Origin of the sequence: Haloferax marinum (assembly GCF_009674625.1) — an archaeon.
Taxonomy (GTDB): domain Archaea; phylum Halobacteriota; class Halobacteria; order Halobacteriales; family Haloferacaceae; genus Haloferax; species Haloferax marinum.
Window position 1 is genome coordinate 2,940,331 of the sequence record NZ_WKJQ01000001.1, and the last position, 23,947, is coordinate 2,964,277.

25 protein-coding genes and 1 tRNA gene are annotated in these 23,947 nt (G+C 62.4%); 10 read left to right on the forward strand and 16 right to left on the reverse strand.

The features are described 5' to 3' along the window. The first annotated feature begins 449 nt into the window (after positions 1-449). Genes priS through bcp form a run of 3 tightly spaced genes read left to right on the forward strand, consistent with a single transcriptional unit; the run spans position 450 to position 3,115 of the window. A complete protein-coding gene (gene priS, locus GJR99_RS14870) occupies positions 450-1,607 on the forward strand; it encodes a DNA primase small subunit PriS (RefSeq protein WP_151113523.1) in 1,158 nt (385 codons plus the stop codon). Then, positions 1,604-2,620 (forward strand): DNA replication protein, encoded by a 1,017-nt coding sequence (locus GJR99_RS14875; protein WP_151113525.1) that lies wholly within the window; start codon positions 1,604-1,606, stop codon positions 2,618-2,620. Before priS ends, GJR99_RS14875 begins: the two co-directional genes overlap by 4 nt. A gap of 36 nt (positions 2,621-2,656) precedes the next feature. Further along, positions 2,657-3,115 (forward strand): thioredoxin-dependent thiol peroxidase, encoded by a 459-nt coding sequence (bcp, locus tag GJR99_RS14880; RefSeq protein WP_151113527.1) that lies wholly within the window; start codon positions 2,657-2,659, stop codon positions 3,113-3,115. A gap of 247 nt (positions 3,116-3,362) precedes the next feature. Here the strand turns inward: bcp and GJR99_RS14885 are convergent, their stop codons facing one another. After that, the gene (locus GJR99_RS14885) at positions 3,363-5,627 is read right to left on the reverse strand and encodes a CDC48 family AAA ATPase (protein ID WP_151113529.1); all 2,265 of its coding nucleotides are present in this window, start codon (positions 5,625-5,627) and stop codon (positions 3,363-3,365) included. After that, positions 5,628-5,879, reverse strand: coding sequence for an Hsp20/alpha crystallin family protein (locus GJR99_RS14890; protein WP_191967137.1), 252 nt, complete (start codon positions 5,877-5,879; stop codon positions 5,628-5,630). A 229-nt stretch (positions 5,880-6,108) separates the two neighbouring features. On the opposite strand from GJR99_RS14890, the gene GJR99_RS14895 reads away from it, so the two are divergent. Further along, the gene (locus tag GJR99_RS14895; protein ID WP_151113532.1) at positions 6,109-6,891 is read left to right on the forward strand and encodes an alpha/beta fold hydrolase; all 783 of its coding nucleotides are present in this window, start codon (positions 6,109-6,111) and stop codon (positions 6,889-6,891) included. 41 nt (positions 6,892-6,932) lie between these two features. Here GJR99_RS14895 and panB read toward each other — a convergent pair whose 3' ends face one another. Next, positions 6,933-7,742, reverse strand: coding sequence for a 3-methyl-2-oxobutanoate hydroxymethyltransferase (gene panB, locus GJR99_RS14900; protein WP_151113534.1), 810 nt, complete (start codon positions 7,740-7,742; stop codon positions 6,933-6,935). Between the two features lie 142 nt (positions 7,743-7,884). Here panB and GJR99_RS14905 point away from each other — a divergent pair, with 142 nt between their 5' ends. Further along, complete coding sequence (locus GJR99_RS14905) at positions 7,885-8,154, forward strand: DUF5822 domain-containing protein (RefSeq protein ID WP_151113536.1); 270 nt, start codon at positions 7,885-7,887, stop codon at positions 8,152-8,154. 53 nt (positions 8,155-8,207) lie between these two features. Then, a complete protein-coding gene (locus GJR99_RS14910) occupies positions 8,208-9,056 on the forward strand; it encodes a translation initiation factor eIF-2B (RefSeq protein ID WP_151113538.1) in 849 nt (282 codons plus the stop codon). 18 nt (positions 9,057-9,074) lie between these two features. On the opposite strand, the gene GJR99_RS14915 is transcribed toward GJR99_RS14910, so the two are convergent. From GJR99_RS14915 to GJR99_RS14925, 3 genes are all read right to left on the reverse strand, one after another. After that, positions 9,075-10,256, reverse strand: a complete 1,182-nt coding sequence (locus tag GJR99_RS14915; protein ID WP_151113540.1) for a Gfo/Idh/MocA family protein — start codon at positions 10,254-10,256, stop codon at positions 9,075-9,077. Between the two features lie 6 nt (positions 10,257-10,262). Continuing rightward, on the reverse strand, positions 10,263-11,231 hold the full coding sequence (locus GJR99_RS14920; protein WP_151113542.1) for a sugar phosphate isomerase/epimerase family protein: 969 nt from the start codon (positions 11,229-11,231) through the stop codon (positions 10,263-10,265). A 115-nt stretch (positions 11,232-11,346) separates the two neighbouring features. Continuing rightward, positions 11,347-11,823, reverse strand: coding sequence for a GNAT family N-acetyltransferase (locus GJR99_RS14925; RefSeq protein ID WP_151113544.1), 477 nt, complete (start codon positions 11,821-11,823; stop codon positions 11,347-11,349). Between the two features lie 108 nt (positions 11,824-11,931). Between GJR99_RS14925 and GJR99_RS14930 the strand changes: the two genes are divergently transcribed. The 3 genes from GJR99_RS14930 (at position 11,932) to GJR99_RS14940 (ending at position 15,072) form a co-directional block, all read left to right on the forward strand. After that, the gene (locus tag GJR99_RS14930) at positions 11,932-12,342 is read left to right on the forward strand and encodes an archease (protein WP_151113546.1); all 411 of its coding nucleotides are present in this window, start codon (positions 11,932-11,934) and stop codon (positions 12,340-12,342) included. 91 nt (positions 12,343-12,433) lie between these two features. Next, on the forward strand, positions 12,434-13,552 hold the full coding sequence (locus GJR99_RS14935) for a DoxX family protein (protein WP_151113548.1): 1,119 nt from the start codon (positions 12,434-12,436) through the stop codon (positions 13,550-13,552). A 59-nt stretch (positions 13,553-13,611) separates the two neighbouring features. Next, entirely contained in the window at positions 13,612-15,072 is a 1,461-nt protein-coding gene (locus GJR99_RS14940; RefSeq protein ID WP_151113550.1) for an RtcB family protein, read from the forward strand. Between the two features lie 35 nt (positions 15,073-15,107). On the opposite strand, the gene GJR99_RS14945 is transcribed toward GJR99_RS14940, so the two are convergent. The 7 genes from GJR99_RS14945 to GJR99_RS14975 form a co-directional block, all read right to left on the reverse strand. Further along, positions 15,108-15,455 carry a hypothetical protein gene (locus GJR99_RS14945; RefSeq protein ID WP_151113552.1) on the reverse strand — a complete coding sequence of 116 codons (348 nt, stop codon included), beginning with the start codon at positions 15,453-15,455 and terminating at the stop codon, positions 15,108-15,110. An 88-nt stretch (positions 15,456-15,543) separates the two neighbouring features. Continuing rightward, positions 15,544-15,948 (reverse strand): hypothetical protein, encoded by a 405-nt coding sequence (locus GJR99_RS14950; RefSeq protein WP_151113554.1) that lies wholly within the window; start codon positions 15,946-15,948, stop codon positions 15,544-15,546. Positions 15,949-16,133: 185 nt separating this feature from the next. Continuing rightward, positions 16,134-16,688 (reverse strand): HAD family hydrolase, encoded by a 555-nt coding sequence (locus GJR99_RS14955; RefSeq protein WP_151113556.1) that lies wholly within the window; start codon positions 16,686-16,688, stop codon positions 16,134-16,136. A gap of 51 nt (positions 16,689-16,739) precedes the next feature. Beyond that, positions 16,740-17,885, reverse strand: coding sequence for an acyl-CoA dehydrogenase family protein (locus GJR99_RS14960; RefSeq protein ID WP_151113558.1), 1,146 nt, complete (start codon positions 17,883-17,885; stop codon positions 16,740-16,742). A gap of 95 nt (positions 17,886-17,980) precedes the next feature. Next, positions 17,981-19,168, reverse strand: a complete 1,188-nt coding sequence (locus GJR99_RS14965; protein WP_151113559.1) for an alanyl-tRNA editing protein — start codon at positions 19,166-19,168, stop codon at positions 17,981-17,983. Between the two features lie 35 nt (positions 19,169-19,203). Continuing rightward, positions 19,204-19,725, reverse strand: coding sequence for a helix-turn-helix domain-containing protein (locus tag GJR99_RS14970; protein WP_151113561.1), 522 nt, complete (start codon positions 19,723-19,725; stop codon positions 19,204-19,206). Positions 19,726-20,190: 465 nt separating this feature from the next. Then, positions 20,191-20,275: transfer RNA gene (locus GJR99_RS14975), tRNA-Leu, on the reverse strand. A gap of 142 nt (positions 20,276-20,417) precedes the next feature. Here GJR99_RS14975 and GJR99_RS14980 point away from each other — a divergent pair. Then, positions 20,418-20,978, forward strand: a complete 561-nt coding sequence (locus tag GJR99_RS14980) for a DUF420 domain-containing protein (RefSeq protein ID WP_151113563.1) — start codon at positions 20,418-20,420, stop codon at positions 20,976-20,978. A gap of 422 nt (positions 20,979-21,400) precedes the next feature. Here GJR99_RS14980 and purF read toward each other — a convergent pair whose 3' ends face one another. The 3 genes from purF to GJR99_RS14995 form a co-directional block, all read right to left on the reverse strand. Next, positions 21,401-22,879: an amidophosphoribosyltransferase gene (purF, locus tag GJR99_RS14985; RefSeq protein ID WP_151113565.1), complete on the reverse strand. Its 1,479-nt coding sequence runs from the start codon at positions 22,877-22,879 to the stop codon at positions 21,401-21,403. A 419-nt stretch (positions 22,880-23,298) separates the two neighbouring features. Then, entirely contained in the window at positions 23,299-23,475 is a 177-nt protein-coding gene (locus GJR99_RS14990) for a 50S ribosomal protein L37e (RefSeq protein ID WP_082682159.1), read from the reverse strand. Beyond that, the gene (locus GJR99_RS14995; RefSeq protein ID WP_151113567.1) at positions 23,472-23,702 is read right to left on the reverse strand and encodes an LSM domain-containing protein; all 231 of its coding nucleotides are present in this window, start codon (positions 23,700-23,702) and stop codon (positions 23,472-23,474) included. The genes GJR99_RS14990 and GJR99_RS14995 overlap by 4 nt, the downstream gene beginning before the upstream one ends. Positions 23,703-23,947 lie beyond the last annotated feature (245 nt).

The following is a 23,947-nucleotide window of genomic DNA, read 5'->3' on the forward strand; positions in this document are numbered from 1 at the left end:
TCAGTATATTCGGCAATCCGCAGACCGTTCGGCGAGCGGTGGACTACACTTGGTGAGTAAGTTCAGTGTACTGAAACTTAACGTTTCCCCGATTCGACTCCTCGAACGGTTAGTCGACGGGAGAGTTCGATCTCTCCCGAAAGATGTCATTTCGGTAGTGGGTACGGGGTGTCGCCATTCTGTTTGCCGAAATCGTCACTCGAACCGAGGAGGTTCTCGGTGTCACCATCCACGTCGGTCGGTGTGACTTCGTTCGTATAGTAAGTAGTATGATTTCGTTCGTAGAGTAAGTAGTGTAACCTCGTTCACATAATATACTGTTTCCGCGCGCGCGAGTGTACAAAAAACACGAACATAGAGCATATCGTGTCGGATTCCCCCGTGAGATGTCCGCCCACGGAGGCCCGGAGGCGTAATCGCTTTATCCACCCCTCCGGAATCCGGGGTGTATGGACGGGCGCACACGCGAGTACCTCGAAGGTCGCTTCGGTGATTACTACCGGAGCACCGACATCCCGCTCCCACCCGCACCGAACGAACGGGAGTGGGGCGTCATCCCGTGGTCTGCCGGCGGGACACGGATGCACCGCCACCAGTCGTTACTCGACCTCGGAGAGTTGAGCGATTATCTCGCTCGGAGCGCGCCCCGGCACGTCTACTTCTCGTCGGCCCGATTCGCCGACCCCGGCGCGGCGTCGATGGAGGACAAAGAGTGGCGCGAGGCGGACCTGGTGTTCGACATCGACGCCGACCACCTCCCCGGCGTCGACCCGGAAACGACGTCCTACGCAGAGATGCTCGAAGCGGGCAAACAGGCACTCTTGGACCTTCTCGACATCCTCGAAACCGACTTCGCGTTCGAGGAGATGCAAGCCGTCTTCTCCGGTGGGCGTGGCTACCACGTCCACGTCCGCGACGAGTCGGTTCGTGGCCTCGACAGTGAGGCCCGACGCGAGGTCGTCGATTACATCCGCGCTATCGACCTGGACGTAGACGGCCTCATCGAGACGCGCCAACACGGGACGACGACGCGCCGAGTCCTCCGCACGGAAGGCGGATGGGGGCGGCGGACCCACCAGCGACTCCTCGAGTTCGTCGACGGCCTGATGGGGATGGAAGAAGAGGCGGCACTCGAACAGTTGAAAGAACTCGACGGTATCGGTGACGGCCGCGCGAACACCATCCTCGGTGCGTTCCGGAACAACCCTGACGCAATCCGCGAAGGGAACGTCGAAGCAGGCGGCCCCGGTGTCCGAACACTCGTGGACGCGCTCGCACACGAGACGATTGGTGAAGAGACGTCGCCGATAGACGAACCCGTGACGACGGACACGAAACGCCTGATTCGCCTCCCGAAGAGCCTCCACGGCGGGTCTGGACTCGTCGTCGAACCGCTCGACAGAGACGAAATCGAATCGTTCGACCCACTGGTCGACGCCGTCCCGGACCGCTTCCGTGGGCGTGACATCACCGTCGAGGTCACCGACCCCGGTGCCGTGAGGTTCGATGACGATAGCTTTACACTTCAGTCGGGCGTCCAATCAGTACGCGAAAGCCTCGGCGTGTTCCTCATGGCCCGTGGTCGAGCAGAGAAGGTGACAGAATGAACGTAGACGACCTCAGGAGTGTGCTGCGGACGGAGCGACAGAAAGATAGCTTGCAGCAACTCCGCGAGTCGTTCTACGAGGACGTCGCGGAGTTCATCGCCCAGCAGAAGGCGATGCGCAACCGGAAGGCCGAGGAACTCGGCACGCACTACTCGCCAGAGATTCGACGCATCACCGACGAAATCGAGACGGCCGAAGAAGTCGTCATCTCGATTTACGAACGACGCGTCGGCAAAGTCGTCAAGGCAGCGAGTTTCGCGGCCGCCGGGATGTCTTCTTCGACGGAGGGGCTCACTCACGAAGAAAAACGCCTCTTCGAAGACCTCGTCGGGCGAATCGAGCAGAACCGAAACACGGTGCTCTCGACGCTCGAAGACGTGGCTGCGAGCGACCCTTCCGAAACGGCCGTCACCGAACACACCGACTCGACAGACGAACCGGCGGTTCCGGACGACACCCCGATTTACCAGTCCGAATCCGACATCTCCGAAACACCGTCGTCTGACCCAGTGATACCCCCGGACGAACCCGACCCAGAGCAGGCGGCGTCCACAACGGACACCGACGACGCAGGCGACGTTCTCGCCGACGCGATGGGTGGCAGTTCGGACGGACCATCGTCGTCGGCCACCGAGGACGGAGACGAGAGCAGTGAGTCGCCGAAAAGCGACCGCCCGGCAGACGAAGCACGGGCAATCCTCGGCGACGACACCGCTGCCGACGACACTGCTGCCGACGATATCGCTCCAGACGACACTCCTGCCACCGACGCGGCCACTGGAGAACCATCGGCGACCCCATCGACCGGTATGGACGCAGAGACCACGTCCTCCGACGACCCACTTTCTGGCCTCGTCGACGACCGCGAGACAGTCCGTATCACCGCCGACGTGGGGACCATCCTCGGTGTAGACGAACGAGAGTACGACCTCGCCGAAGAAGACGTGGTGACGCTCCCGTCGGCCAACGCAGGCCCACTCGTCGAACGTGGTGCCGCAGAGAGACTCGAGTAGGAAACATCCTTCTTCTCACCGTCCGAAACGAGAGACATGCTCGCTATCGGTGACGGCGCCCCCGACTTCGAACTCACAGACCAACACGGCGACAGCGTCTCGCTCTCCGACTTCCGCGGCGAACACGTCGTCGTCTACTTCTACCCGCGTGCCGACACCCCCGGCTGTACGACCGAAGCCTGTGGCTTCCGCGACGCGTGGGACGAGTTCACCGACCGTGACGTCACGGTCCTCGGTATCAGCGACGACCCCGTCTCGGACCTCGATTCGTTCGCCGAGAAGTACGACCTTCCCTTCTCACTGCTCTCCGACGAAGACGGGACAGTCTCGGCGAAGTACGACTCGTACGGCGAAAAGAACATGTTCGGAAACACGTTCGACGGCGTCTTCCGAAACACGTACGTCGTCGGACCTGCGGGAACGATAGAACACGTCTACGAGGGTGTCTCCCCCGAGGGACACGCCGAGGCCATCCTCGCAGACATCGACGCCTGACCCCACGTCGGAGCCGGTCCCCTCGTGGTTCGTCGCGACAACTGTGTACTACGCTCCGAGTAGCATCTTTACAAACAGGGAGAGACACACCGCATTTCCGGTGAAATAAACGCGTAGCTAGTTGAGAATTTAGTATCTATCGCAGTGGGTACCACTACGTAGCAGACACGAGTGATATGAACGTGTCGGTTCGAGAGACTCACACACCGAGCGGACAGTCGAGAAAGACCGGACGAAAAGAGAGCGTCTACTGGAAGGTTCGGCCGATTTCGGTATCGCGGTCCCGTTCGACTTCGCTCTTCTGGAAGCGTTCTTCTATCTCTTCGTAGCGACGGCGGACGTCGTCGGTGACGCTGGGGCCAATTTCGTCGAGGGCGTTCTCGAAGTGCTCCATCGTCACGCGGACGTTTCCGATGCTCTCGTCGATTTCTTCCTTTTTGACGCTCTGGATGAACTCTCGGGAGGCGTTCATCGACGCTTCGCGTGCGAGCGCTTCGATGTCGGCACCGACGTAGCCCTCGGTCTTCGACGCGACCTTGTCCAGGTCCACGTCGTCGGCCAGCGGTTTGTCCCGAGTGTGGACGTCGAGGATGGCGCGCCGTGCTTCCTCGTCGGGGACGGGAACGTGGACGTGGCGGTCCAGGCGACCCGGACGCAAGAGCGCCGAGTCGATGAGGTCCGGCCGGTTCGTCGTCGCGATGACGACCACGTCTTCGAGTGCTTCGAGGCCGTCCAACTCGGTCAGGAGTTGGGAGACGACGCGTTCGGTGACGCCAGAACTCGACGAATCGCGGCCGCGTTCGGTCGCGATAGAGTCGATTTCGTCGAAGAACACCACCGTCGGGGCGTTCTCACGCGCCTTCTTGAACACTTCGCGGACGCCCTTTTCGGACTCGCCGACGAACTTGTTGAGGAGTTCCGGCCCTTTGATGGAGATGAAGTTCGACTCCGCCTCGTTGGCGACGGCTTTCGCGAGGAGGGTCTTCCCCGTCCCCGGCGGGCCGTACATCAAGACACCCTTGGCGGCGTCCATGTCCATAGCCTGGAACACTTCAGGGTATTCGAGCGGCCACTGGATGGTCTCGCGGAGACGCTCTTTGGTGCCTTCGAGACCACCCACGTCTTCCCACGTCACGTCCGGGACTTCGACGAACACCTCGCGGAGCGCCGACGGTTCGATGCTCTTTCTGGCCTGCTTGAAGTCGTCCTCGGTGACGCGGAGGTTTTCGAGAATTTCGGCGTCGATCTCCTCGGCGTCTAAGTCGATTTCCGGGCGGATGCGACGCAGGGCGTGCATCGCGGACTCTTTGGCGAGTGATTCGAGGTCCGCACCGACGAACCCGTGGGTGCTGTCGGCGTACTCGTCGAGGTCGATGCCGTCAGCGAGGGGCATGTTCCGTGTGTGGACCTGCAGAATCTCCTTGCGGCCGTCGCGGTCCGGAACACCGATTTCGATTTCGCGGTCGAACCGGCCACCACGACGGAGCGCGGTGTCGATGGCGTCGACGCGGTTGGTCGCCCCGATGACGACGACTTCACCGCGTTCGTCCAGGCCGTCCATCAACGAGAGGAGCTGGGCGACGACGCGGCGTTCGACGTCGCCACCTGCTTCGCTCCGTTTGGGGGCGATGGAGTCTATCTCGTCGATGAAGACGATTGCCGGCGAGTTCTCGGTCGCCTCTTCGAAGATTTCGCGGAGTTGTTCTTCGGACTCGCCGTAGTACTTCGACATAATCTCCGGACCGGAGATGGTGTGGAACGACGCGTCGATTTCGTTCGCGACGGCTTTCGCGATGAGCGTCTTCCCCGTCCCCGGCGGGCCGTGGAGGAGCACGCCTTTCGGCGGTTCGATACCGAGGCGCTTGAACAGTTCCGGGTGGCGCATCGGGAGTTCGATCATCTCCCGAACCTGTTCGAGTTCCTTGTCGAGGCCACCGATATCTTCGTAGGTGATAGACGGCCCGTCACCGGTGGAGGGCGCGGTGTCTTTTATCTGTTCGGCAGGCTTCTGGCTCACCTGGAACTCGGTGCTGTCGGTGACGACGACGGTTCCAGCGGGGTCGGTGGAGGCGATTTTGATGGGAACCGACTGACTGGACGCGCTCATGAAGCCGAATCCGAGCGGAAGTTGGACGTTCTGGCCTTTCGTGACGGGTTGCCCAGAGAGTTTGTCGCGGATGTACGTCCCGATGTTGCCGCCGATACGGAGGTTCTGCGGGAGCGCGATGGTGACGCGCTTGGCGGGTTTGACGTCAGCTTTCTCGACTTCGACTCGGTCGTCGATACCGACGCCGGCCTGCTGGCGAAGTCGGCCGTCGATACGGATGATATTCGTCCCCTGGTCTTCCGGGTATCCCGGCCAGACCCGCGCGATAGCGGTGGCGTTGCTGGGGCCTTCGATGCGGATGAAGTCCCCTCCTTCGAGGTCGAGTTCGGCGACTGCCGCACGGTCGATAGCGGCGAGTCCTCGACCGGCGTCTTTCTGTTTCAGTGGTTTGACAGTGAGTTTCATTTATTTCTGGATGGTGATGGTGAGCACGCCGTTGTTCACGAACACGTCGGCGTCGCCGCCGGCCGGGAGTTCGAACTCCGTCTCGGTCGTGCGCCCGCCAACGTCGGCGACGACGATCGCCGTCGAGCCGACGATATCGACGTCGATTTCGTCCTCCGAGAGGCCGATGTCGGCGGCGATGACCCAGCTGTCTTCGTATTCGTACCGGCGAATGAACCGCTCGTTTCCGCCGGTGAATTGCTGCATGCTCATGATAAGTCTAACTCAAGGTTAGCGTTCATAGTATTTAAACTTTGCCCCAGTAAATCGGGTGACGACAGGGTAATACACACGATACGGTTGTATTGCGGTTCACACTCATCGTACCTCGAGTAGAGTTCGCGGGGAAGTAACGTCAAACTAGTGGCTCGTTGTCACCACTGCACACGCTGCCGGGCTGTGTCGTAGGGGTTTAATCTCACGTGGTGACGAAGCACACGCTATGGACGCGGCTACGGTGGACCACCAGGGACGGACGACGGCCTATCGACTACGAGACGCGGGTGGTGACGGACCGACGGTACTGTGTGTCCACGGGAGCGGTGGCTCACACGCCGTCTGGCGCGGACAGTTCCGTCTCGCCCGAGACTACCCTGTCGCCGCACTGGACTTGAGCGGCCACGGCGAGAGCGACGACGTCGACGCCGACGCGGGATACGAGGCACTCTCGGCGTACGTGGACGACGTCGTCGCCGTCGCCGAGGCAACCGACGCGAGCGTACTCGTCGGGAACTCCCTCGGTGGTGCGGTCGTCTTGACGCTCGCACTGGAACGTGACCTCGACGTCGACGCACTCGTCCTCGCAGGAACCGGCGCGAAACTCGCCGTCCTCGACGACTTACTCGACTGGCTCGACGACGACTTCGAACGCGCAGTCTCGTTCCTCCACGGCGAGGACAAACTGTTCCACGGTGACGACGAGCGTCTCATAGACGGGTCGAAAGAGGCGATGTACGACGCCGGGCAGGCCGTCACCAACCGTGACTTCCGCTCGTGTCACACGTTCGATGTCCGCGACGAAATCGCCGAGATTACTGTCCCGACGCTCGCTCTCGTCGGTGAGTACGACCGTCTGACCCCGCCGTCGTACCACGAGTACTTCGTCGACGAGATACCGAACTGCGAACTGGCGACGATAGAAGACGCCGCACATCTAGCCATGTTAGAACAGCCGCAAGCGTTCAATACAGCGCTGAAATCGTTCCTCGACCGGCACGTCGAGTAAGCAGACTGCGGTTCGGTCTGCCGGTCGGTCTCACCGGGTTCTCAGTAGAGTTCGTCTAACTCGTCTTCGACGTGACTGTGTTCCTCAGCAGGGAACTCGCCGGATTCGACGGCGTCTCGGTACGCACCAACCGCCTTCTCCATCTCGGATTTGACGTCTCCGAACTGCGCGGCAAACGGTGGGACACGGTCGCTCATGCCGATGACGTCGTCGATGACGAGCACCTGGCCGTCGCAGTCGCCACCCGCGCCGATGCCAATCGTCGGGATGTCGATTGCCTCGGTCACCTGTGTTGCGACGTTCGCAGGGACGTGTTCCAAGACGAGTGAGAACGCGCCTGCCTCGGCGTGTGCTTTCGCCAAGTCGATAATCTCGCGAGCGCTGTCTCGGTCAGTGCCCTGGCGACTGTAGCCGACTTCCTTGACGCGCTGTGGTGTGAGACCGAGATGTGCCATCACGGGGATGCCGAGTTGGACGAGTCGTTCGGTCAACTCGACGGTGTGGGGGCCGCTTTCGAGTTTGACCGCGTCCGCGTTCGCCTCTTTGAGCATCCGACCACAGTTTTCGATACTCGATGCGTCGTCCACTCCGAACGAGAGAAACGGCATATCAGCGACGACGAGCGCGTCGTCCGTCGCTCGCGCCACTGCTGCCGTCCGGCTTTGCATCTCGTCGACTGTCACCGGGAGCGTCGATTCGTGCCCGAGCGACGTGTTCCCGACGCTGTCCCCGACGAGGATGATGTCGATACCCGCGTCGTCGACGATGCGTGCCGTCGGCGCGTCGTACGCCGTGAGCATCGTGATTGGCTCAGTGCCAGCCTTCGTCCGAAGGGACCGTACCGTGACCATGCAGGCCGTTCGCAGGTGCGGTTTATCAGCATCACCCTTTGTGTCTCACCGCGTCGTGGTTACGTCGGTCTCATCGCCTCGTTGCTACTGCTGTCTCGACCGGAACCGGCACGCATTAGCCCCCACCCGAATAGCTCCACTCGTGCAACCAGTCGAGCGAACGAATCCGGACGGCGTCGACTTCGGGTGGGTCATGCAGATGACCTTCGTCACGACGATTCTCGTCGGGTCACCCATCGTGGCGCTCCTCTCGTTGAACGCTACGCTCCCGACGTGGGGCGCTCGCGCGGCGTTCGCCATCCGCGTCGGCGCAGTCATCTGGTTCGTGACCGCCATCGCGCTGTACGTCTACGCGAAGCGGACCGACGCCGGCGACAGTGGGTCGTCGCCAGACGCAGACCCGGAGAACTGACACGTCGACCACTGTCCCGGAAACTCTTTCACACGATACGGTGAGGTTCTCGTATGATAGACGAGACCATCGAGGAGATTCGAGAGATGCAGACACACAGCTCCTCGGTCGTCGCCGTCAAGGCAACACGGTCGCTCGCGGAGCTGACCGACCGCGACTACGCGACCGTCGAGGAGTTCGAACGTGACCTCGAACGGAACGTCAGCGCCCTCAAGCGCGCGAACCCGTCGCACGCGTCGCTCTACAACGCCTTACAGGACGTTCTCCGAACTGTTCTGGGTGCGACAGACTCCTTCGAGGAAGCCCGAGAACTCACGCTCGACACCATCGACCGCGTCGTCGAGAGCGTCGAGATGGGGAAGCGTCGTGCCGCCCAGAACGCGGCCGGTGCCCTCGAAGACGGCGACACCTTCCTCACGCACGACTACTCGTCGACCGTGATGGAAGCGGTCGAACTCGCCGTTGCCGACGGTGCAGAACTGACTGCCTACGTCACGGAAGCGCGTCCGCGATTCCTCGGCCGGAAGTTCGCCCGCGAACTCGCCGCCATCGACGGCGTCGAACCACACCTGATGGTCGACGGCGCGTCCGGCATGTTCCTCGGAAAGTGCGACCGAGTCATCATCGGCATGGACTGCATCGTCGACGAGACGCTCTACAACCGCGTCGGCACGTTCCCGCTCGCCGCGACGGCAAACCGTCTCGGTGTTCCAATCACCGTCGTCGGGTCGAGTGCCAAAATCGTCGATAGCGGCTTCCGCTTCGAAAACGAGATTCGCTCGCCGAGCGAGGTCATGCTCGAACCCGTCGAAGGCATCGAGTTAGAGAACCCTGCCTACGACTCGACACCGGTCGAACTCATCGACCAGGTCATCACCGACGAAGGCGTCGTCGAGTTCTGAGTCGCGGACGGAACCCTTCTATTCGAGAGTAACCCACTCGCCAGACGCGTCGGAGCGCTCGATGGCGTCGAGAATCTCCTGTACCTCGTAGGCGTCTTCGAACGACGGGTGGAACTCGCCACCTTTGTTGCTGTCGCCGGACTGCGTCCGGCTGCCCGCAGAGCGACGCTCTGCGACGGCTGTCAGGAACTCGTAGTTCTCGTGGACGAAGGTGTGTTCCCACCCGATGACGTGGCCCGGTGGCCACCAGTGGTCCACGTACGGGTCGGATTCGTCGGTGACGAGCACCGTCTCGTAGCCTCGCGAATCGCCGGTCTTCACCTCTAACTCGTTGAGGCGTTCGAGCGAGAATTTGAGGCTTCCTTCGGACCCGTGAATCTCGATAGTGTGGTCGTTCTTGTGGCCGTTGGCGAAACGTGACGCCTCGAACGACCCGACAGCGCCGTTTTCGAACTCGGCCTGCGCGGTGTAAGCGTCGTCCACGGTGACCGGTTTGTACTCGTCCGTGTCGGGAACGGGACGTTCGTCGACGAACGTCTGGAGGTGCCCAGAGACGCGTTCGATGTCGCCAGCAACCTCACCGACGAGGAACCGAGCGAGGTCTACTGTGTGCGCGCCGAGGTCACCGAGTGCGCCGGACCCGGCGAGGTCTTTGTCCATGCGCCACGCCCACGGCGCTTCGGGGTCGACGAGCCAATCTTGGAGATAGCGGCCGCGCACGTGGTGAATCTCACCGAGTTCGCCGTCTTCGATGAGGCCCTTCGCGTACTGGATTGCCGGGACGAACCGGTAGTTGAACGCACACCCGGCCACGCCGTCGGCGTCGCGGGCGGCGTCGCGCATCGCTTCGGCCTCGTCGAGCGTCGGTGCGAGCGGTTTCTCGCAGAAGACGTGTTTGCCCGCTTCGAGCGCGGCGATAGAGGGTTCGGCGTGGAGGTGGTTCGGACCGAGGTTGTAGAAGACGTCCACGTCGTCTATCACGTCGCGCCAGTCGGTGGCGGTCGATTCGAAGCCGAATCTCTCGGCGGCGTCGGCGAGGGCGTCCTCGTCGCGGCCGATTATGACCGTTCGCTCTACGTCGGGTGCCTCGGGGAAGAACATCGGGAGGCGAGCGAGGGCGTTCGAGTGGGCTTTGCCCATGAAGCGGTAGCCGAGGACGCCGACTTTGAGGGGTTCAGATGGAGAGTTGGAGTCGCTCATCGTGAATCACTCCGCCCAGTAGGCGTCGCCGGGTTGCGTCTCGAAGACGGCGCGCGAGAGCACGTCGACGGCCTTCTCGAGTCCCTCGTTCGAGGAGGTGAGCGCGTCTTCGTGCTCGATGGAGAGTGCGCCCTCGTAGCCGACCATCCGAAGCGTCGAGACGACGTCTTTCCAGTGTTCTTCGCCGTGGCCGTAGCCGATAGAGCGGAAGAGCCACGAGCGGTCGGCCGTGTCGGCGTAGGAGGTGGTGTCGAGGACGCCTTTAACCTTCGCGTGGTGGTCGTACACCTTCGTGTCCTTGGCGTGGAAGTGGTGGATGGCGTCGTGGTCGCCGAGGAAGCGAATGGCTTCGGTGATGTCGACGTCCTGCCAGTAGAGGTGCGATGGGTCGAAGTTCGCACCGATGCGCTCGTTGGTCGCTTCGCGCAGGCGCAGCATGCCCGTCGGTTCGTAGACGAGCATGTTGGGGTGCATCTCGATCGCCATATCGACGCCGTGGTCGTCGGCGAACTCGGCGAGGTCACCCCAGTAGTCGATTGCAACCTCCCACTGGTAGTCGTGGGCGTCGGCGTGCTCTGTCGGCCACGGGGCCGTAATCCAGTTCGGCACCTCGTCGTTCGGGCCGCCCGCCGGCAGTCCGGAGAAACAGGTGACGGTATCGACACCGAGGGCGTCGGCCAGTTCGATGGCCTCGCGGAGTTCTTCGTCCGCTTCGGCGGCCGTCTCCCCGTCCGGATGGAGCGGGTTGTTGTGCGTCGCCAGCGCGCTGATTTGCATGTCTCGTTCCTCGACGGCGGCGAGCAGGTCGGCCTGCGCGTCGTCGTCGCCGAGGACGGCGGTTCGTTCGACGTGGTCTTCGCCGGGCCACCCGCCGACGCCGAGTTCGACGCCGTCGACACCGATACCCGACAGGTAGTCGAGCGCGTCGTCGAGTGATTCGTTCCCGAGTGGGACAGTGAGCACTCCGATGTACATACGCAGGGCTACAACTACGAAGTGAATAAAAATTAAGGATGCGAGCAGAGTCGAACGAACAGAGACGGAACAGTGGTTATCGACCAGTAGCGCGTGTCAGCGTGTCGAATCGCCGTTATCCGAGTAAGAATTCGGAGAGGCGCTCTCTGAGACCGGCCTCCTCACCGAGTCGGAGGTAGTACGAAGCACCGCCGTCTTCGTAGTAGTTCTCGATACGGCGTTGGACCTCGAACCCCATCGCTTTGTAGAAGTCCAGGGCGTTCTGGTTGGTCGTGCGGGCGTGACACGTCACGACGGGATGTTCCTTGGCGACTTCGGCGACGAGGTGCTTGCCGTGGCCCTCGCCACGGGCCTCGGGTGAGACTGCGAGAAAGAGGATGTAGCCGTCGCGTCGAGTGGACGCGAAGGCGACGAGTGTGTCGTTTTCGAAGAGGAGATAGGTCGTCGAACGGCGGTAGGCGTCCATGAAAAAGCCCCGGCGCTGTTTCAGGAGTCCCTCGTTGACCCGGATGTTCTCTTTGAGGGCCCACGCCGCTTCGGCGTATTCGGTCTCACCGGGACCGTCGACCCGCATCTCCACGTTGACACTCACAACCCGAGGTAACCGGAGCGAGAATATAACTCCACCGTCCGTCGGGACTCCCTCACGGCACGATGGCGGACCGAAAGGACGAGGGTAGATGCTCACGCATCAGTGGATATGGGATTTACACTTCGTGAACACACCGCCGACGTGGCCGTCGAGGCGGACGCCCCGACACTCGGGGGTGTCTTCGCCGCCGTCGCCGACGGACTCGCTGCGGCGATGTGTGACGAGATACCCGAGACGGGCGAGCGGTTCTCCCTCTCGGTTCGCGCAGAGAGTCTCGAAGCAGTGCTGTTCGACTACCTCGACCAACTCATCTACGAACGCGACGTCAGAGGGGTGCTTCCCGTCGCGCACGAGGCGGACGTCAACCAAACTGGTGACGAGTGGGTCGTGGAGGCGTCGGCGCGTGGTGTCCCCTTCGAGGACGTGGAGGCTCGGGACGTGAAGGCGGTCACCTACTCCGAGATGCGACTCGAAGCGACAGACGAGGGCTGGGAAGCCTACGTCGTCTTCGACGTGTAACGCTCCCGTTCAATCGTTTCATACCTTCTCTCGACTGAAATCGGGCGAATTCATCCCTCGTCGTTATACGAACTCGGTCGTAACCTCGCACATGACGTCCGTCGTTCGAGGTGCCGCCGTGCTGAGCAGTCTCGTGGTGTTTCTCGCCGTCGCCGCGAGTCGAGCGAGCGCACACGTCAAGTACGTGACCCCCGGAAGCGACCCCGTCGAAGTCGTCGCGTTTCTCGTGGGGGCGCTAGCGAACCCGTTCAACCTCGCCGTCCTCGGCGTGGGTGGTCTCGCAGTCGTCGCTACCGGCGCAGCGTATCTCGGCCTCCGTCCGTTCCCGAACGACGTTCGGGCCTTCCGTCGCGTGCTCGCGTCGTACGACGACCTCCTCCCGTGGTTGCTCCGTCTCGCTGTCGGCTTGCCACTCGTCGGTGCGGGCTTTTCGGGGTACTTCTTCTCGCCCGTCGTCGAACCCGCCGCACCCGTGTTCGTGAGACTGTTCGGCATCGCCGTCGGCTTTCTCCTCCTGTTCGGCCTCGGGACGCGACTCGTCGCGGCGGTCGGTCTCGTCGCGTATCTCGTCGGCCTCGCAGTCGAACCGGCGCTCTTCCTCGCGTTCGAGTACGTCCCCGGATTCGTCGCTATCGCGCTCGTCGGTGGCGGCCGGCCGAGTGCCGACCACGTCGTCGCGTCGATGGCGGCGGACGACCGGACGGTCTACGCCCGCATCGACCCGTTCTACCGTCGCGTCGCACTCCCGTTCGTCGAGCGCACGCGCCACCTCGAAGCCTACGTCCCGACGGTCCTCCGTCTCGGCGTCGGCGTGACGTTCATCTATCTCGGCATCGCGCAGAAACTGATGCAACCCGGCGACGCCCTCGCCGTCGTCTCGAAGTACGACCTCACCGCCGTCGTCCCCGTCGCCCCCGAGTTATGGGTCGTCGGCGCGGGCCTCACGGAGGCGCTGGTCGGTGTTCTGTTCATCGTCGGCGCGTTCACGCGCGCGGCCTCTGGCGTCGCCTTCCTGCTCTTCACCACGACGCTGTTCGGCCTGCCGGACGACCCCGTCCTCGCGCACATCTCGCTTTTCGGTCTCGTCTCGGCGCTCCTCGTGACCGGCGGTGGGCCGTACTCGGTGGATTCGGCGCTCCATCGAGGCGACGCCGGTGTCACCGACGCCAACACGTCCCCCTCGCCGACGAACGGTGAGCGAGGATACTGACGAGACTGTCGGCGACGCGTGACGGAATCCTATTGAATCGCCGCCCCGTGTATCGAACTATGACTACACGCGAGTTCGGAGATATCGAACTGCGACGGGTTCGTGAGTTCGTCTGGGAGATTCCGCAGGAAGGCGAGATGAACGCCCCAGCGCGGATTCTCGCCTCCGAGGCGTTACTCGAGCAGATTGGACAGGACAAGACGCTCGAACAGTTGCGGAACGCGACGCACCTGCCCGGAATCACCAACCACGCAATCTGTATGCCAGACGGCCACCAAGGCTACGGATTCCCCGTCGGCGGCGTCGGTGCGACAGACACCACCGATGGCTGTATCTCGCCAGGTGCGGTCGGCTACGACATCAACTGCGGCGTCCGCATGATGACGACGAACCTCACCTACGAGGACCTCCAGGGGAAGGAAGAAGAACTCGTAGAGGCGCTGTTCGAGGCCATCCCGTCCGGCCTCGGTGGGGGCGGCGTCGTCGAGGGCGACGCAGAGACCATCGACGATATCCTCGAACGCGGGATGCAGTGGGCGCTCGACGAAGGCTACGCCACCGAAGACGACCTGGCACACTGTGAAGACGAAGGCTTCCGCGACGACGCACGACCGGAGTTCGTCTCGCAGAAGGCGAAAGACCGCGGCCGAAACCAGATTGGGAGTCTCGGGTCGGGCAACCACTTCCTCGAAGTCCAGCGCGTCACCGACATCTACCGCGACGACGTGGCCGAGTCGTTCGGCCTCGAAGCCGACCAAATCGTCGTCCTCATCCACTGTGGGTCTCGCGGACTGGGCCACCAGACCTGTACGGACTACCTCCGCCGTATCGAGAAGGAACACAAAGACCTGCTCGAGGAACTGCCGGACAAGGAACTCGCCGCCGCACCCGCCGGGTCACAACTCGCCGAGGAGTACTACGGCGCGATGTGCGCCGCTATCAACTTCGCGTGGGTGAACCGCCAACTCATCATGCACCGCACGCGCGAGGTGTTCGCCGACGTGTTCGACCGCGACTGGCGCGACATGGAGATGCGCCTCCTCTACGACGTGGCGCACAACATCGCCAAGAAGGAAGTCCACACGGTCGATGGAGAGGACCGAGAACTCTACGTCCACCGGAAGGGTGCGACCCGAGCGTTCCCCGCTGGACGGCCCGAGCTCCCGCCGGCGTACGCCGACGTCGGCCAACCAGTCATCATCCCCGGTAGCATGGGCGCTGGGAGTTACGTCCTCCGCGGTGGCGACGAATCGCTCGGTCTCACGTTCGGTTCGACCGCTCACGGCGCCGGTCGGTTGATGAGTCGGACGAAAGCAAAACAGGAGTACTGGGGCGAGACGGTCCAAGAAGAACTCCGCGAGCAAGAGAAGATATACGTGAAGGCGCAATCGGGCGCGACGGTCGCAGAAGAAGCACCCGGCGTCTACAAGGACGTCGACGAGGTCGTCCGCGTCTCCGACGAGTTAGGCATCGGTGACAAGGTCGCGCGGACGTTCCCCGTCTGTAACATCAAGGGCTGAATCGGCCATCGGCACCGACGGCCACAACCTGATTTTTAAACAGTCGTCGTCGCCACGACCCGGCGCTTGTAGAAGTAGTACGCGAGCGCCGCGAGGCCAACGAAGACAGCGGTGACACCGTCACCCACTGCACCGCCGGAGAGGAACGCCGAGACGACGCTCCCGAGACCGAGTGCGAGGACCAGCAGTCCGCCGCCGAGAATCCACGCGCGCGAGTCCGGGTTGGCGTCGGCGTACTGCCCGCTCTCGATGAGCGCCATCTCCTTCTTGTGGTCGAGATAGACCATCACGGCCCCGAAGACGAGGACTGCGACTCCGAGGAGAACGAACGGGGTGAAGAACAGCGCCTCACCCAGGCTAAAGCCAGATTGGACAGGTATCATAGCGAGAGATTGTTGGTCGAGGTAATGAATAGACAGTGATAGGTGCTACCGTGAACTGTGAAAGCTCGACGAGTGGAGAATCGGGAACTCAGAAGCCACCAGGGCCACGCGGACCGGGGTTCGGCCCGCGGGGACTCGCCGGACCCTGTCCACCGATGACGACGTAATCGGTTTCCGGAACAGATTCGACTTCTCGGCCGTTCTCGAACTTGACGAACGAGAGATAGAAGTCGCGTCCGCAGGGCGAGTCCAAACCGGGGTTCTCGACGTCGTCGGCGTCGCTCACTAGTTCTGTCCACGACACACGAGACGCCTCGCTCTCGCCACAGACGAAGTGGACACCGTCGGCGTCTTCGAACTCGTCGGCCGGGTCGGCGTACGCCCATCCCTCCAGTGGATACGGCGTCACCGACTTGTCGGCGAGATAGCCGTCGCGTTCGAGTTCGACGACGGCACCGCAGTGCGGGCAGTAGTACGAGACCGGAAATCCCATGGAGAATTCGTAGGCTTCGGGAGGCTTAACGGACACGGCGAATCGGGGTCGACCGCTCCTGAGGTTTATATCCCAACACGCGGCCAGACGCCCCGTGCGTTGACCATCGCCGCGAGGCGTGACGCGGTTGTGCGGCACGTCGCCTCGCGGAACCAGAGTGCCGCCTGTTCGCAATGTGTTCCCAGTCAGACGCCAGAGGGACCGTCGCCGACGTATCTGAACGCGACGCCAGCGCGTTCGGCAGTCACCTCGTCGCGGGCGGAGTCGCCGACGAAGACTGCCGAGTCGGGGTCGGCGCCAAGTCGGTCGAGCGTCGTCAGCAACGGTTCTGGGTCCGGTTTGCGCGTCTCGACGGTGTCGCGGCCGACGACGGCATCGACGTGGTGTGACAGGTCGTGGACGTCGAGTGCGACGTGACAGGCGTCCTCTGCGTTGAGCGAGCAGACGCCGGAGGGGACGCCGTCGTCGGGGAGGTAGTCGGCCAGCGGGAGCACGTCAGAAATCCACGCCCCCTGCCGTTCGTGTGACGAGAGTTCGAGTTCGAGTTCGGCCCGGACGCCTTCTTCGTCGGCCACGTCGAGCATGTCCCAGAGGTCCATGGCCGCAGCCTCGATACCGGCGTCTCGGAGGACGGCGGCTACGTCCTCTGCCGCGTCGTTCCAATCGACGCGGAGGTTGACGAGCGTGCCGTCCAAGTCGTAGACGACGGCGTCGAAATCGGAGAGGTCAGGGAGGCTCATTGGACGATGTAGGGTGTCGGAGCGAAAAGACGCTTCGGGAGTGGTGACGTGTCAGTCCAAGAGCGACCGCGCGATGACTTCCTTCTGAATCTCGCTCGTCCCCTCGTAGATGGTCGTAATCTTCGCGTCGCGGTAGTAGCGTTCCACGTCGAAGTCGGTGGTGTAGCCGTAGCCGCCGTGGACCTGTACGGCCTCGTTGGTCACGTCGACTGCTGCCTCGCTCGCGTAGTACTTCGCCATCGACGCGGCAGTCCGTGGGTCTTCGCCGGCGTCGGCGACGCGGGCCGCTTCACGAACCAGCGTCCGCGACGCGTGGACCTTCGTCCCCATCTCTGCAATCTTGTGGCGAATCGCCTGAATCTTCGAGATAGGATTGCCGAACTGCTCGCGTTCGTTCGCGTAGGCGATGGCGTCGTCGAGGGCGGACTGCGAGAGTCCAGTCGCCTGTGCGGCGATGCCGATACGACCACCGGTCAGGATGTGGAACGCCGCGGAGAGCCCACGTCCTTCCTCGGTGAGTCGGTTCTCGGCAGGGATGCGCACGTCGTCGAAGGCGAGGCCCGTCGTGTCGGAGGCACGGAGGCCGAGCTTCTCTTCTTTCTTGCCGACTTCGTAGCCGGCGTCTTCGGGGACGAGGAACTGCGTGACCGAGTTCGGGTCGTCGGGGTCTGTCTTCGCGAAGAGGATGCAGACGCCACCGCGCTGGCCGTTCGTAATCCACTGCTTCTTGCCGTTGATGACGTACTCGTCACCCTCGCGGCGGGCGACGGTGGACATCTCGGCGGGGTTCGACCCCGCTTCGGGTTCCGAGAGCGCGAACATGCCGACTGGCCGACCCTGTGCCATCTTCGGAAGCCACTTTTCTTTCTGTTCCTCGGTGGCGAACTCCGTGATGCACTCGGTGGCGAGACAGTGGACCGAAAGCGCAGTCGCGACGGCGAGTTGCCCGTAGGCGACTTCCTCGTTGACCACCGCGTAGGTGGTTCGGTCGGCACCGAACCCGCCGTACTCTTCGGGGACGGTCAACCCAGTGAGGTCGAGTTTGGCGAGTCCGTCCCACACCTCCTCGGGGAACGTCTCCGTCTCGTCGGCCTCGCGGGCCGTCGGGCGAATCTCCTCGACGGCGAACTCGTGGACCACGTCTTTGATGGCCCGTTGCTCGTCAGTCAGACCCGTAGCAGACCCTACTGATTCCATGGTAACCACTACGGACCATCATTGAAAAAGATGATTGAACCGCCCCGAGAATGTGACGCCTGCGTTACGAGACCGGCAAACGAACGGCCGTTTGCTCAGTTTGCGAGGAACGCCAACACTTCGTCGGCGGACGCACCGATACCGCCACCCTGTGCGAACGTTGGACTCCCGCCACCACCGCCACCGAACTCGTCGGTCACCTCGGAGACAACGTCGCCGGCGGCGACGTCGCCGGCACTCGCGACGACGACGAACGGGGCGTTCGACTCACCGACGGCGACGATGACGTCGGTATCTCCACGCGCCGCTTTGGCCGCCTCGCCGACTTCGTTGGCGTCGAAACCAGCGACCGACCCGACTTTCCACGTCACTCCGTCGCGTTCTATCGTCTCGAACTGGGCGAGACGAGAACTGAGGACTTCAGACTTCAGGTCGGAGAGTTCGGACTCGAGTTCGCCGCGGGTTTCGACGGCGTTCGCTGCTGCCGAGCCGATTTCTTCGAGGTTCGTCCCGAGTGCTGCGGCCGCGTCGTAGGCAGACTGCTGGAGTTCGGCGCGGTGGTCGATAGCCGACGGGCCGACGGCGAACTCGACCCGCGTGAGTCCCTCTCCGGGGTTCGACCGGCCGAGCAGTTCGACCGGGCCGATTTCGATGGTGTTCGAGACGTGCGTGCCACCACAGGCGGCCCAGTCCCACCCCTCGATGGTGACGATTCGAACCTCGTCGGAGTCGGCGAACACGCCCTCTTCGGTCTTGACGTTGAACGCGATTTCCTCGCGTTCGCGGGCTTCTTCGACAGAAATCTCTTCCCACGACACGCCGCGGGCGTCCCACACCGCGCGGTTGACGAGTCGCTCTAACTCGACGAGGGCGGCGTCGTCCACCTCGGTCGTCGTCTCGAAGTCCACGCGGACCTTCTCGTCGGAGATACCGAACCCGCCGTAGCCGAGGTCGTCGAAGATGTGGCGGGCCGCTCCGTAGAGGACGTGACTCGCCGTGTGCGCTCGCATACAGTACGTTCGGAAGTCGTCGTCGACGACGCCAGTCACCTCGTCACCGACCGAGAACTCTGGTTTCGAAGCGAGTTCGTGGACCACAGCGCCGTCGACTTCGCGGACGTGGACGACGTCGATGTCACCGAGGACGCCGCGGTCAGCGGGTTGGCCGCCGCCTTCGGCGTAGAAGTACGTCTCGTCGAGGGCGACAGCCGTGCCGTCGACGTCGGTCACTGTCGCCTCGAAGGCCCGAACCGTTGGGTTTGCAGGTGCGAGAGAGGATGACATGTGGGCGACGAGACGCCCGAGAGAGAAAAATCGTGCTACTCGTCGACGAGACTCACGTCGAGTCGCTCTTCGAGCGCTCGAATGACCGACCCACCGATGTTCGCAGTCGTCGCTCGCCCTTGTTCGATGGCGAGTAGTTGTTTCTCTTTGAGTTCGAGTTCCTCGGCGAGTTCGTCGAGTTGGAGGCCGGCGTCTTGCCGAGCGGACTCGACGATGCCGCCGTATCCAGAGACGAGATATGGGAGCCGGTCTTTCTCGTAGTTCGTCCCTTTCTCCTCCCAGTGTTTGGAACTCCCCTTGGCACTGTCGTACATCTTCGCGGTCCGCTGAGCGGCGCGTTTGCGACGACTGCGCTCGGAGTCGTCACGAGTCGACTGTGTGCCCTCGCGCTTCTTGTCGGCGTGACGGTTCTCGCCGTGGGGTGCACAGTCCGGACAGACGAGTAGATTCGCACCCGCGACGTTTGCCCGACGGAGTTTCGTCGTCGTTCGTCCGCAGAGCTCGCAACTGTCGCCGCCGGAGTCACCGCCGCCCCGGTTCGTCGAATACTTGGCCATGTGGCGTGTTACTCGTTCGACCCTTTTAAACTCGCGGCACGGGCGGAGGGTGAGAGATGTGTGACTGTGAGTGACTCGTGTCGCCACTCGACGTGTGTGAGAGGTGGAAAATCCCACGGAGAGAAGACTCTCGTGGGGAGTAGGTTCGGAAGGATTGTGCGTGGGTGATGTCCGTGTAGGGACGTCACCTGCATCATTCGGCGACTTCGTCGCCTCATTGCGGACTGTGAGTCCGCACATGCGATGCGTGGGACCGGATTTGAACTTCCGAGACTCGCGACGCTCGTCTCGACGTTCGAATCCGGCACGCCGGATTCTCACCGGCGGACCTCTACAGGACAGCGCCCTCACTAGTAGAAAGTGAGCGGTGGAAAATCCCACGGAGAGAAGACTCTCGTGGGGAGTAGGTTCGGAAGGATTGTGCGTGGGTGATGTCCGTGTAGGGACGTCACCTGCATCTTGCGATGCGTGGGACCGGATTTGAACCGGCGGACCTCTACAGGACAGCGCCCTCAACGCTGCGCCGTTGGCCTGGCTTGGCTACCCACGCTCGCTGTGTCTTACTGCACTTCCGTGTACCCCACGGTAATTTAAATGACTTTCCTTTCGACTCGGCAATGTCGGGCGTTTGCAGGCGACGTACGGACGAACTGGACAGAACGATTTTCCCGTTACAACACGGGAGTACCTCCATGGAACTTCGAGCACGCGACCACGTCCGCGGCCTCACCGCCGTCCTCACGGTCCTCTCTCTCGCGCTCGTCTTCGGCGCGGTTCTCGGTGCGATTCCGCAGGGCGCGATTCCGCAGGCGTCGGACACGGTTCTGAACGCGATTCCGCACGCCAACGCGGCTATCAGTGCCGTCGCCATCGTAACGATTCTCGCGGGTGTCAGATTCGTCCGGCGTGGAGAAATCCAAAAACACCAGCGAATGATGCTCGCTTCGTTCGGCCTGTTTGCGACGTTTCTGGTCCTCTACCTCTACAAACTCGTCGTCAAAGGGACCGAGACCTTCCCCGGCCCAGAGTCGATATACCAGTTCGTCTACCTCCCGACGCTCGCGATTCACATCCTCCTCGCGATCGTCTGTATCCCGTTGGTCTACTACGTCCTCCTCTTGGCGCTGACACGGCCCATCTCGGAGATATTCGATACGCAGCACTCCCGATTCGGTCGGGTCGCAGCGTCGCTGTGGCTCGTCTCGTTCGTCCTCGGAAACGTCGTCTACGTCCTCCTCTACGTCGTCTACTGAATCGACAAAGGGAGTTACCCTGCCCGGACCTGCAGGGGGAACGGCTCCTACTGCGAGAGCGGCCCTGGGCAGGTAGTCGGTACGTGGTGTGACCGGCAGGCCACAGAGACGGAACTCGGCCGAATCGCTCGCGAATTCGTACCTCGTCTCGTCGGTATCGCACTCCGTCCGTACTCCGCCCCGACACCCGGTTTCTGGCGGGTCGAAGTACGGACGAAGATACGAGAGGGAGCCAAATGAATCGGGGCGTTGATTATGCCATCACGTCCATCGGTGAGAGTCAGGAACAGTGACGTGTGGGAACGACGTGTGGGTGACTGCAGCGCGGGCGACGTGTGGGTGACTGCAGCGCGGGCGACGTGTGGGTGACTGCAGAGCAAGTGAGGAGTGCGAAATCGCAGAAACGAGGCCGTGCCGTGTGGTCAGTCGTCGGCCGGAGCGTCCGCGCCGATGACCGGGCGACTGATGTCGCGGTCGGTCACCTCACCGTCGATTTCGTAGGGGTACTCGCCGGTGACACACCCGAGACAGAGGTCGGAGCGTGACTTTTCGAGAACGTCCGAGACGGCGTCGATAGAGAGATAGGCGAGACTGTCTGCTTCGATCGTGTCGCACACCTCGTCGACGGATTTGTCGGAGGCGATGAGTTCCTCTCGCGTGGCCATGTTGATTCCCATGTAACACGGTGCGATGATGGGCGGCGCGCCGATACGCATGTGGACTTCTTCGGCACCTGCCTCACGGAGGAGTGCGACGAGCTGGTTCGAGGTCGTCCCGCGGACGATGCTGTCGTCGATGATGGTTACAGATTTGCCCTCGACAGTGCTCTTTATCGGGTTGAGTTTCAGGCGGACCGCACGTTCACGTTCGTCCTGCGTCGGCATGATGAACGTCCGGCCGACGTAGCGGTTCTTCATCAGTCCCTCGGCGAATTCGACACTCGCGTCGTCTTCTTGGGCCGCCTCGGCGTACCCGGACGCGAACGCCCGCCCGGAGTCGGGGACGGGCATGACGACGTCGGTATCGACACCCGCTTCTTCCCAGAGTTTGCGCCCGAGTCCACGACGTACCTCGTAGACGAGCGTGTCGTTCATCACGGAGTCGGGGCGGGCGAAGTAGATGTGTTCGAAGAAGCAGTGAGCCGTGTTCTCGCGTTCGACGAGTTGGTAGGAGTCGAATCCGGACCCGTCGGATTCGAGGACGATGAGTTCACCCGGTCGAACGTCGCGGACGAGTTCGCCGTCGAGCGTGTCGATTGCCGCGGATTCGGACGCGAGAACGTAGCCGTCATCGAGTTTTCCGATACAGAGCGGTCGGTTCCCCTCTGGGTCGCGGACGCCGAGAACCGTCTCGTCGTGCATGATGGTCAGCGCGTACGACCCGTGGATTCGCTCCATCGTTCGCTTGACGGCACGAACGAGGTCCTCTTCGAGCAGGTTGCGCGCCAGGTCGTGCGCGATGACTTCGGTGTCGCCCGTGGACGTGAAGGCGTGGCCGAAGTTCTCCAGTTCGTCGCGGAGTTCGTCGGCGTTCACCAGGTTGCCGTTGTGTGCGAGGCCGAGCGACCCCGACTTGAACGAGACGGCGAACGGTTGCGCACAGGACTTCGACACGTCGCCTGCGGTGGGGTACCGGACGTGGCCGATACCGGCCTGTCCGTTGAGTCCATCGAGGTCTGCCGCGCTGAAGGCGTCTCCGACGAGGCCCATCTGGACGTGGCTATGTTGTTGGAACCCATCGTGGGTGACGATGCCTGCGGACTCTTGGCCTCTATGCTGGAGGGCGTACAGCGAGTAGTACAGGGGTCGCGCGGCGCTTCGCTCGTCGAGTGCAACGCCGACGACACCGCACTTCTCGGTTGGTCCGCTGATGTGGTGGGAGTCGTCCCGCCCATTTGCCATAGGAGAAATTAGAGGAGGGAGGGGGTAAAAAACCCGTCCTTATGCAGTAACTGCGGGTTTAAACACCGTATTCTATGCACGAACTTGTATTTCTCGGTGGGAGTCGAGGCCGGAACTCGCCGACAGGAAGTTGCTGGGAAGCGAGTCGCTGGCGTGCGAGGTGGTGCGGCGCTGGCGGCGTGCGGGATGTGGCCGGCGCTGGCGACGTACAAGGTGTGGGCAGCGCTGACGACACTAAATATAGGGCGCGCATCGCCGAGGTGAGCCAAGACGGCGACTGCAGTGATTCTGTCGAGAGTACAATGGTACCGAGTCGCATAGAAACGGCGACGAACCGCGGGTCAGGAACGCGATGTTGTTGCTCGCCCACGAGAGGCGAGACAGGAGATAAAGTGACGGTCAGAGACCGTCGAGAGTCGTTACTTGTCGCCGGCTTTCGACTGCCAGGCGTAGCTGCGACGCTTCTTCGACTTACCGAAGCCGCAAGACGAGCAGACCTTCTTCTTCACGTGGTAGGACTTCTCGCCGCAGCGACGGCACTTCACGTGCGTCGTCTTGTTCTTCTTTCCTTGGCTAGGGGTTCCTGCACCCGTCATGCTTTGATGGTGACGACGTTATCGCCGCGTATAATGGTTGTGTCTTGGACTTGCTCGAGTTCGATATCCCCGGGCACCGTGTCTTCGTCCAGCGCTTCTTCCAGTACGACGTTCATGTGCTGGTCGTAGCCAGCGAGAACACCGTAGTATGCATTGCCGTCCTTGAGGAGAACCGTCACCGGTTCGTCGAGTGACGCTTCGAGGACGTCGAGAGGTCGACCGCTCATAGTTCAATTCCGTCTCGTAATTATCTTAAATGTGCCGAACCGCACGAATCAGCGGTCGTGGACCAGGCCGTCTGTGTGGTCGACACCACCGCACCCCTGTAGATGGAGGGTGGTGTGCGTTCGTGGCCGCCGGCTCACTCCCGTGCGTAATTCAGTTTCGAGTGTGCGGGCGCGATGAACCCACGTAGTTTTTAGTACCCCAGTGAGTAGATGCCGATACCAGAAACCCGCGGGTAAGTGCGGGC

What these genes read in the sequence shown, in the direction of transcription:
- bcp (WP_151113527.1), top strand. Translation starts at nt 2,657, where the DNA reads ATGCTCGCTATCGGTGACGGCGCCCCCGACTTCGAACTCACAGACCAA.
- GJR99_RS14945 (WP_151113552.1), bottom strand. Translation starts at nt 15,455, where the DNA reads ATGATACCTGTCCAATCTGGCTTTAGCCTGGGTGAGGCGCTGTTCTTC.
- GJR99_RS14875 (WP_151113525.1), top strand. Translation starts at nt 1,604, where the DNA reads ATGAACGTAGACGACCTCAGGAGTGTGCTGCGGACGGAGCGACAGAAA.
- GJR99_RS14895 (WP_151113532.1), top strand. Translation starts at nt 6,109, where the DNA reads ATGGACGCGGCTACGGTGGACCACCAGGGACGGACGACGGCCTATCGA.
- GJR99_RS14930 (WP_151113546.1), top strand. Translation starts at nt 11,932, where the DNA reads ATGGGATTTACACTTCGTGAACACACCGCCGACGTGGCCGTCGAGGCG.
- GJR99_RS14910 (WP_151113538.1), top strand. Translation starts at nt 8,208, where the DNA reads ATGATAGACGAGACCATCGAGGAGATTCGAGAGATGCAGACACACAGC.
- GJR99_RS14940 (WP_151113550.1), top strand. Translation starts at nt 13,612, where the DNA reads ATGACTACACGCGAGTTCGGAGATATCGAACTGCGACGGGTTCGTGAG.
- GJR99_RS14935 (WP_151113548.1), top strand. Translation starts at nt 12,434, where the DNA reads ATGACGTCCGTCGTTCGAGGTGCCGCCGTGCTGAGCAGTCTCGTGGTG.
- GJR99_RS14965 (WP_151113559.1), bottom strand. Translation starts at nt 19,168, where the DNA reads ATGTCATCCTCTCTCGCACCTGCAAACCCAACGGTTCGGGCCTTCGAG.
- GJR99_RS14980 (WP_151113563.1), top strand. Translation starts at nt 20,418, where the DNA reads ATGGAACTTCGAGCACGCGACCACGTCCGCGGCCTCACCGCCGTCCTC.
- panB (WP_151113534.1), bottom strand. Translation starts at nt 7,742, where the DNA reads ATGGTCACGGTACGGTCCCTTCGGACGAAGGCTGGCACTGAGCCAATC.
- priS (WP_151113523.1), top strand. Translation starts at nt 450, where the DNA reads ATGGACGGGCGCACACGCGAGTACCTCGAAGGTCGCTTCGGTGATTAC.
- GJR99_RS14950 (WP_151113554.1), bottom strand. Translation starts at nt 15,948, where the DNA reads ATGGGATTTCCGGTCTCGTACTACTGCCCGCACTGCGGTGCCGTCGTC.
- GJR99_RS14915 (WP_151113540.1), bottom strand. Translation starts at nt 10,256, where the DNA reads ATGAGCGACTCCAACTCTCCATCTGAACCCCTCAAAGTCGGCGTCCTC.
- GJR99_RS14920 (WP_151113542.1), bottom strand. Translation starts at nt 11,231, where the DNA reads ATGTACATCGGAGTGCTCACTGTCCCACTCGGGAACGAATCACTCGAC.
- GJR99_RS14990 (WP_082682159.1), bottom strand. Translation starts at nt 23,475, where the DNA reads ATGACGGGTGCAGGAACCCCTAGCCAAGGAAAGAAGAACAAGACGACG.
- GJR99_RS14995 (WP_151113567.1), bottom strand. Translation starts at nt 23,702, where the DNA reads ATGAGCGGTCGACCTCTCGACGTCCTCGAAGCGTCACTCGACGAACCG.
- GJR99_RS14955 (WP_151113556.1), bottom strand. Translation starts at nt 16,688, where the DNA reads ATGAGCCTCCCTGACCTCTCCGATTTCGACGCCGTCGTCTACGACTTG.
- GJR99_RS14970 (WP_151113561.1), bottom strand. Translation starts at nt 19,725, where the DNA reads ATGGCCAAGTATTCGACGAACCGGGGCGGCGGTGACTCCGGCGGCGAC.
- purF (WP_151113565.1), bottom strand. Translation starts at nt 22,879, where the DNA reads ATGGCAAATGGGCGGGACGACTCCCACCACATCAGCGGACCAACCGAG.
- GJR99_RS14960 (WP_151113558.1), bottom strand. Translation starts at nt 17,885, where the DNA reads ATGGAATCAGTAGGGTCTGCTACGGGTCTGACTGACGAGCAACGGGCC.
- GJR99_RS14890 (WP_191967137.1), bottom strand. Translation starts at nt 5,879, where the DNA reads ATGAGCATGCAGCAATTCACCGGCGGAAACGAGCGGTTCATTCGCCGG.
- GJR99_RS14885 (WP_151113529.1), bottom strand. Translation starts at nt 5,627, where the DNA reads ATGAAACTCACTGTCAAACCACTGAAACAGAAAGACGCCGGTCGAGGA.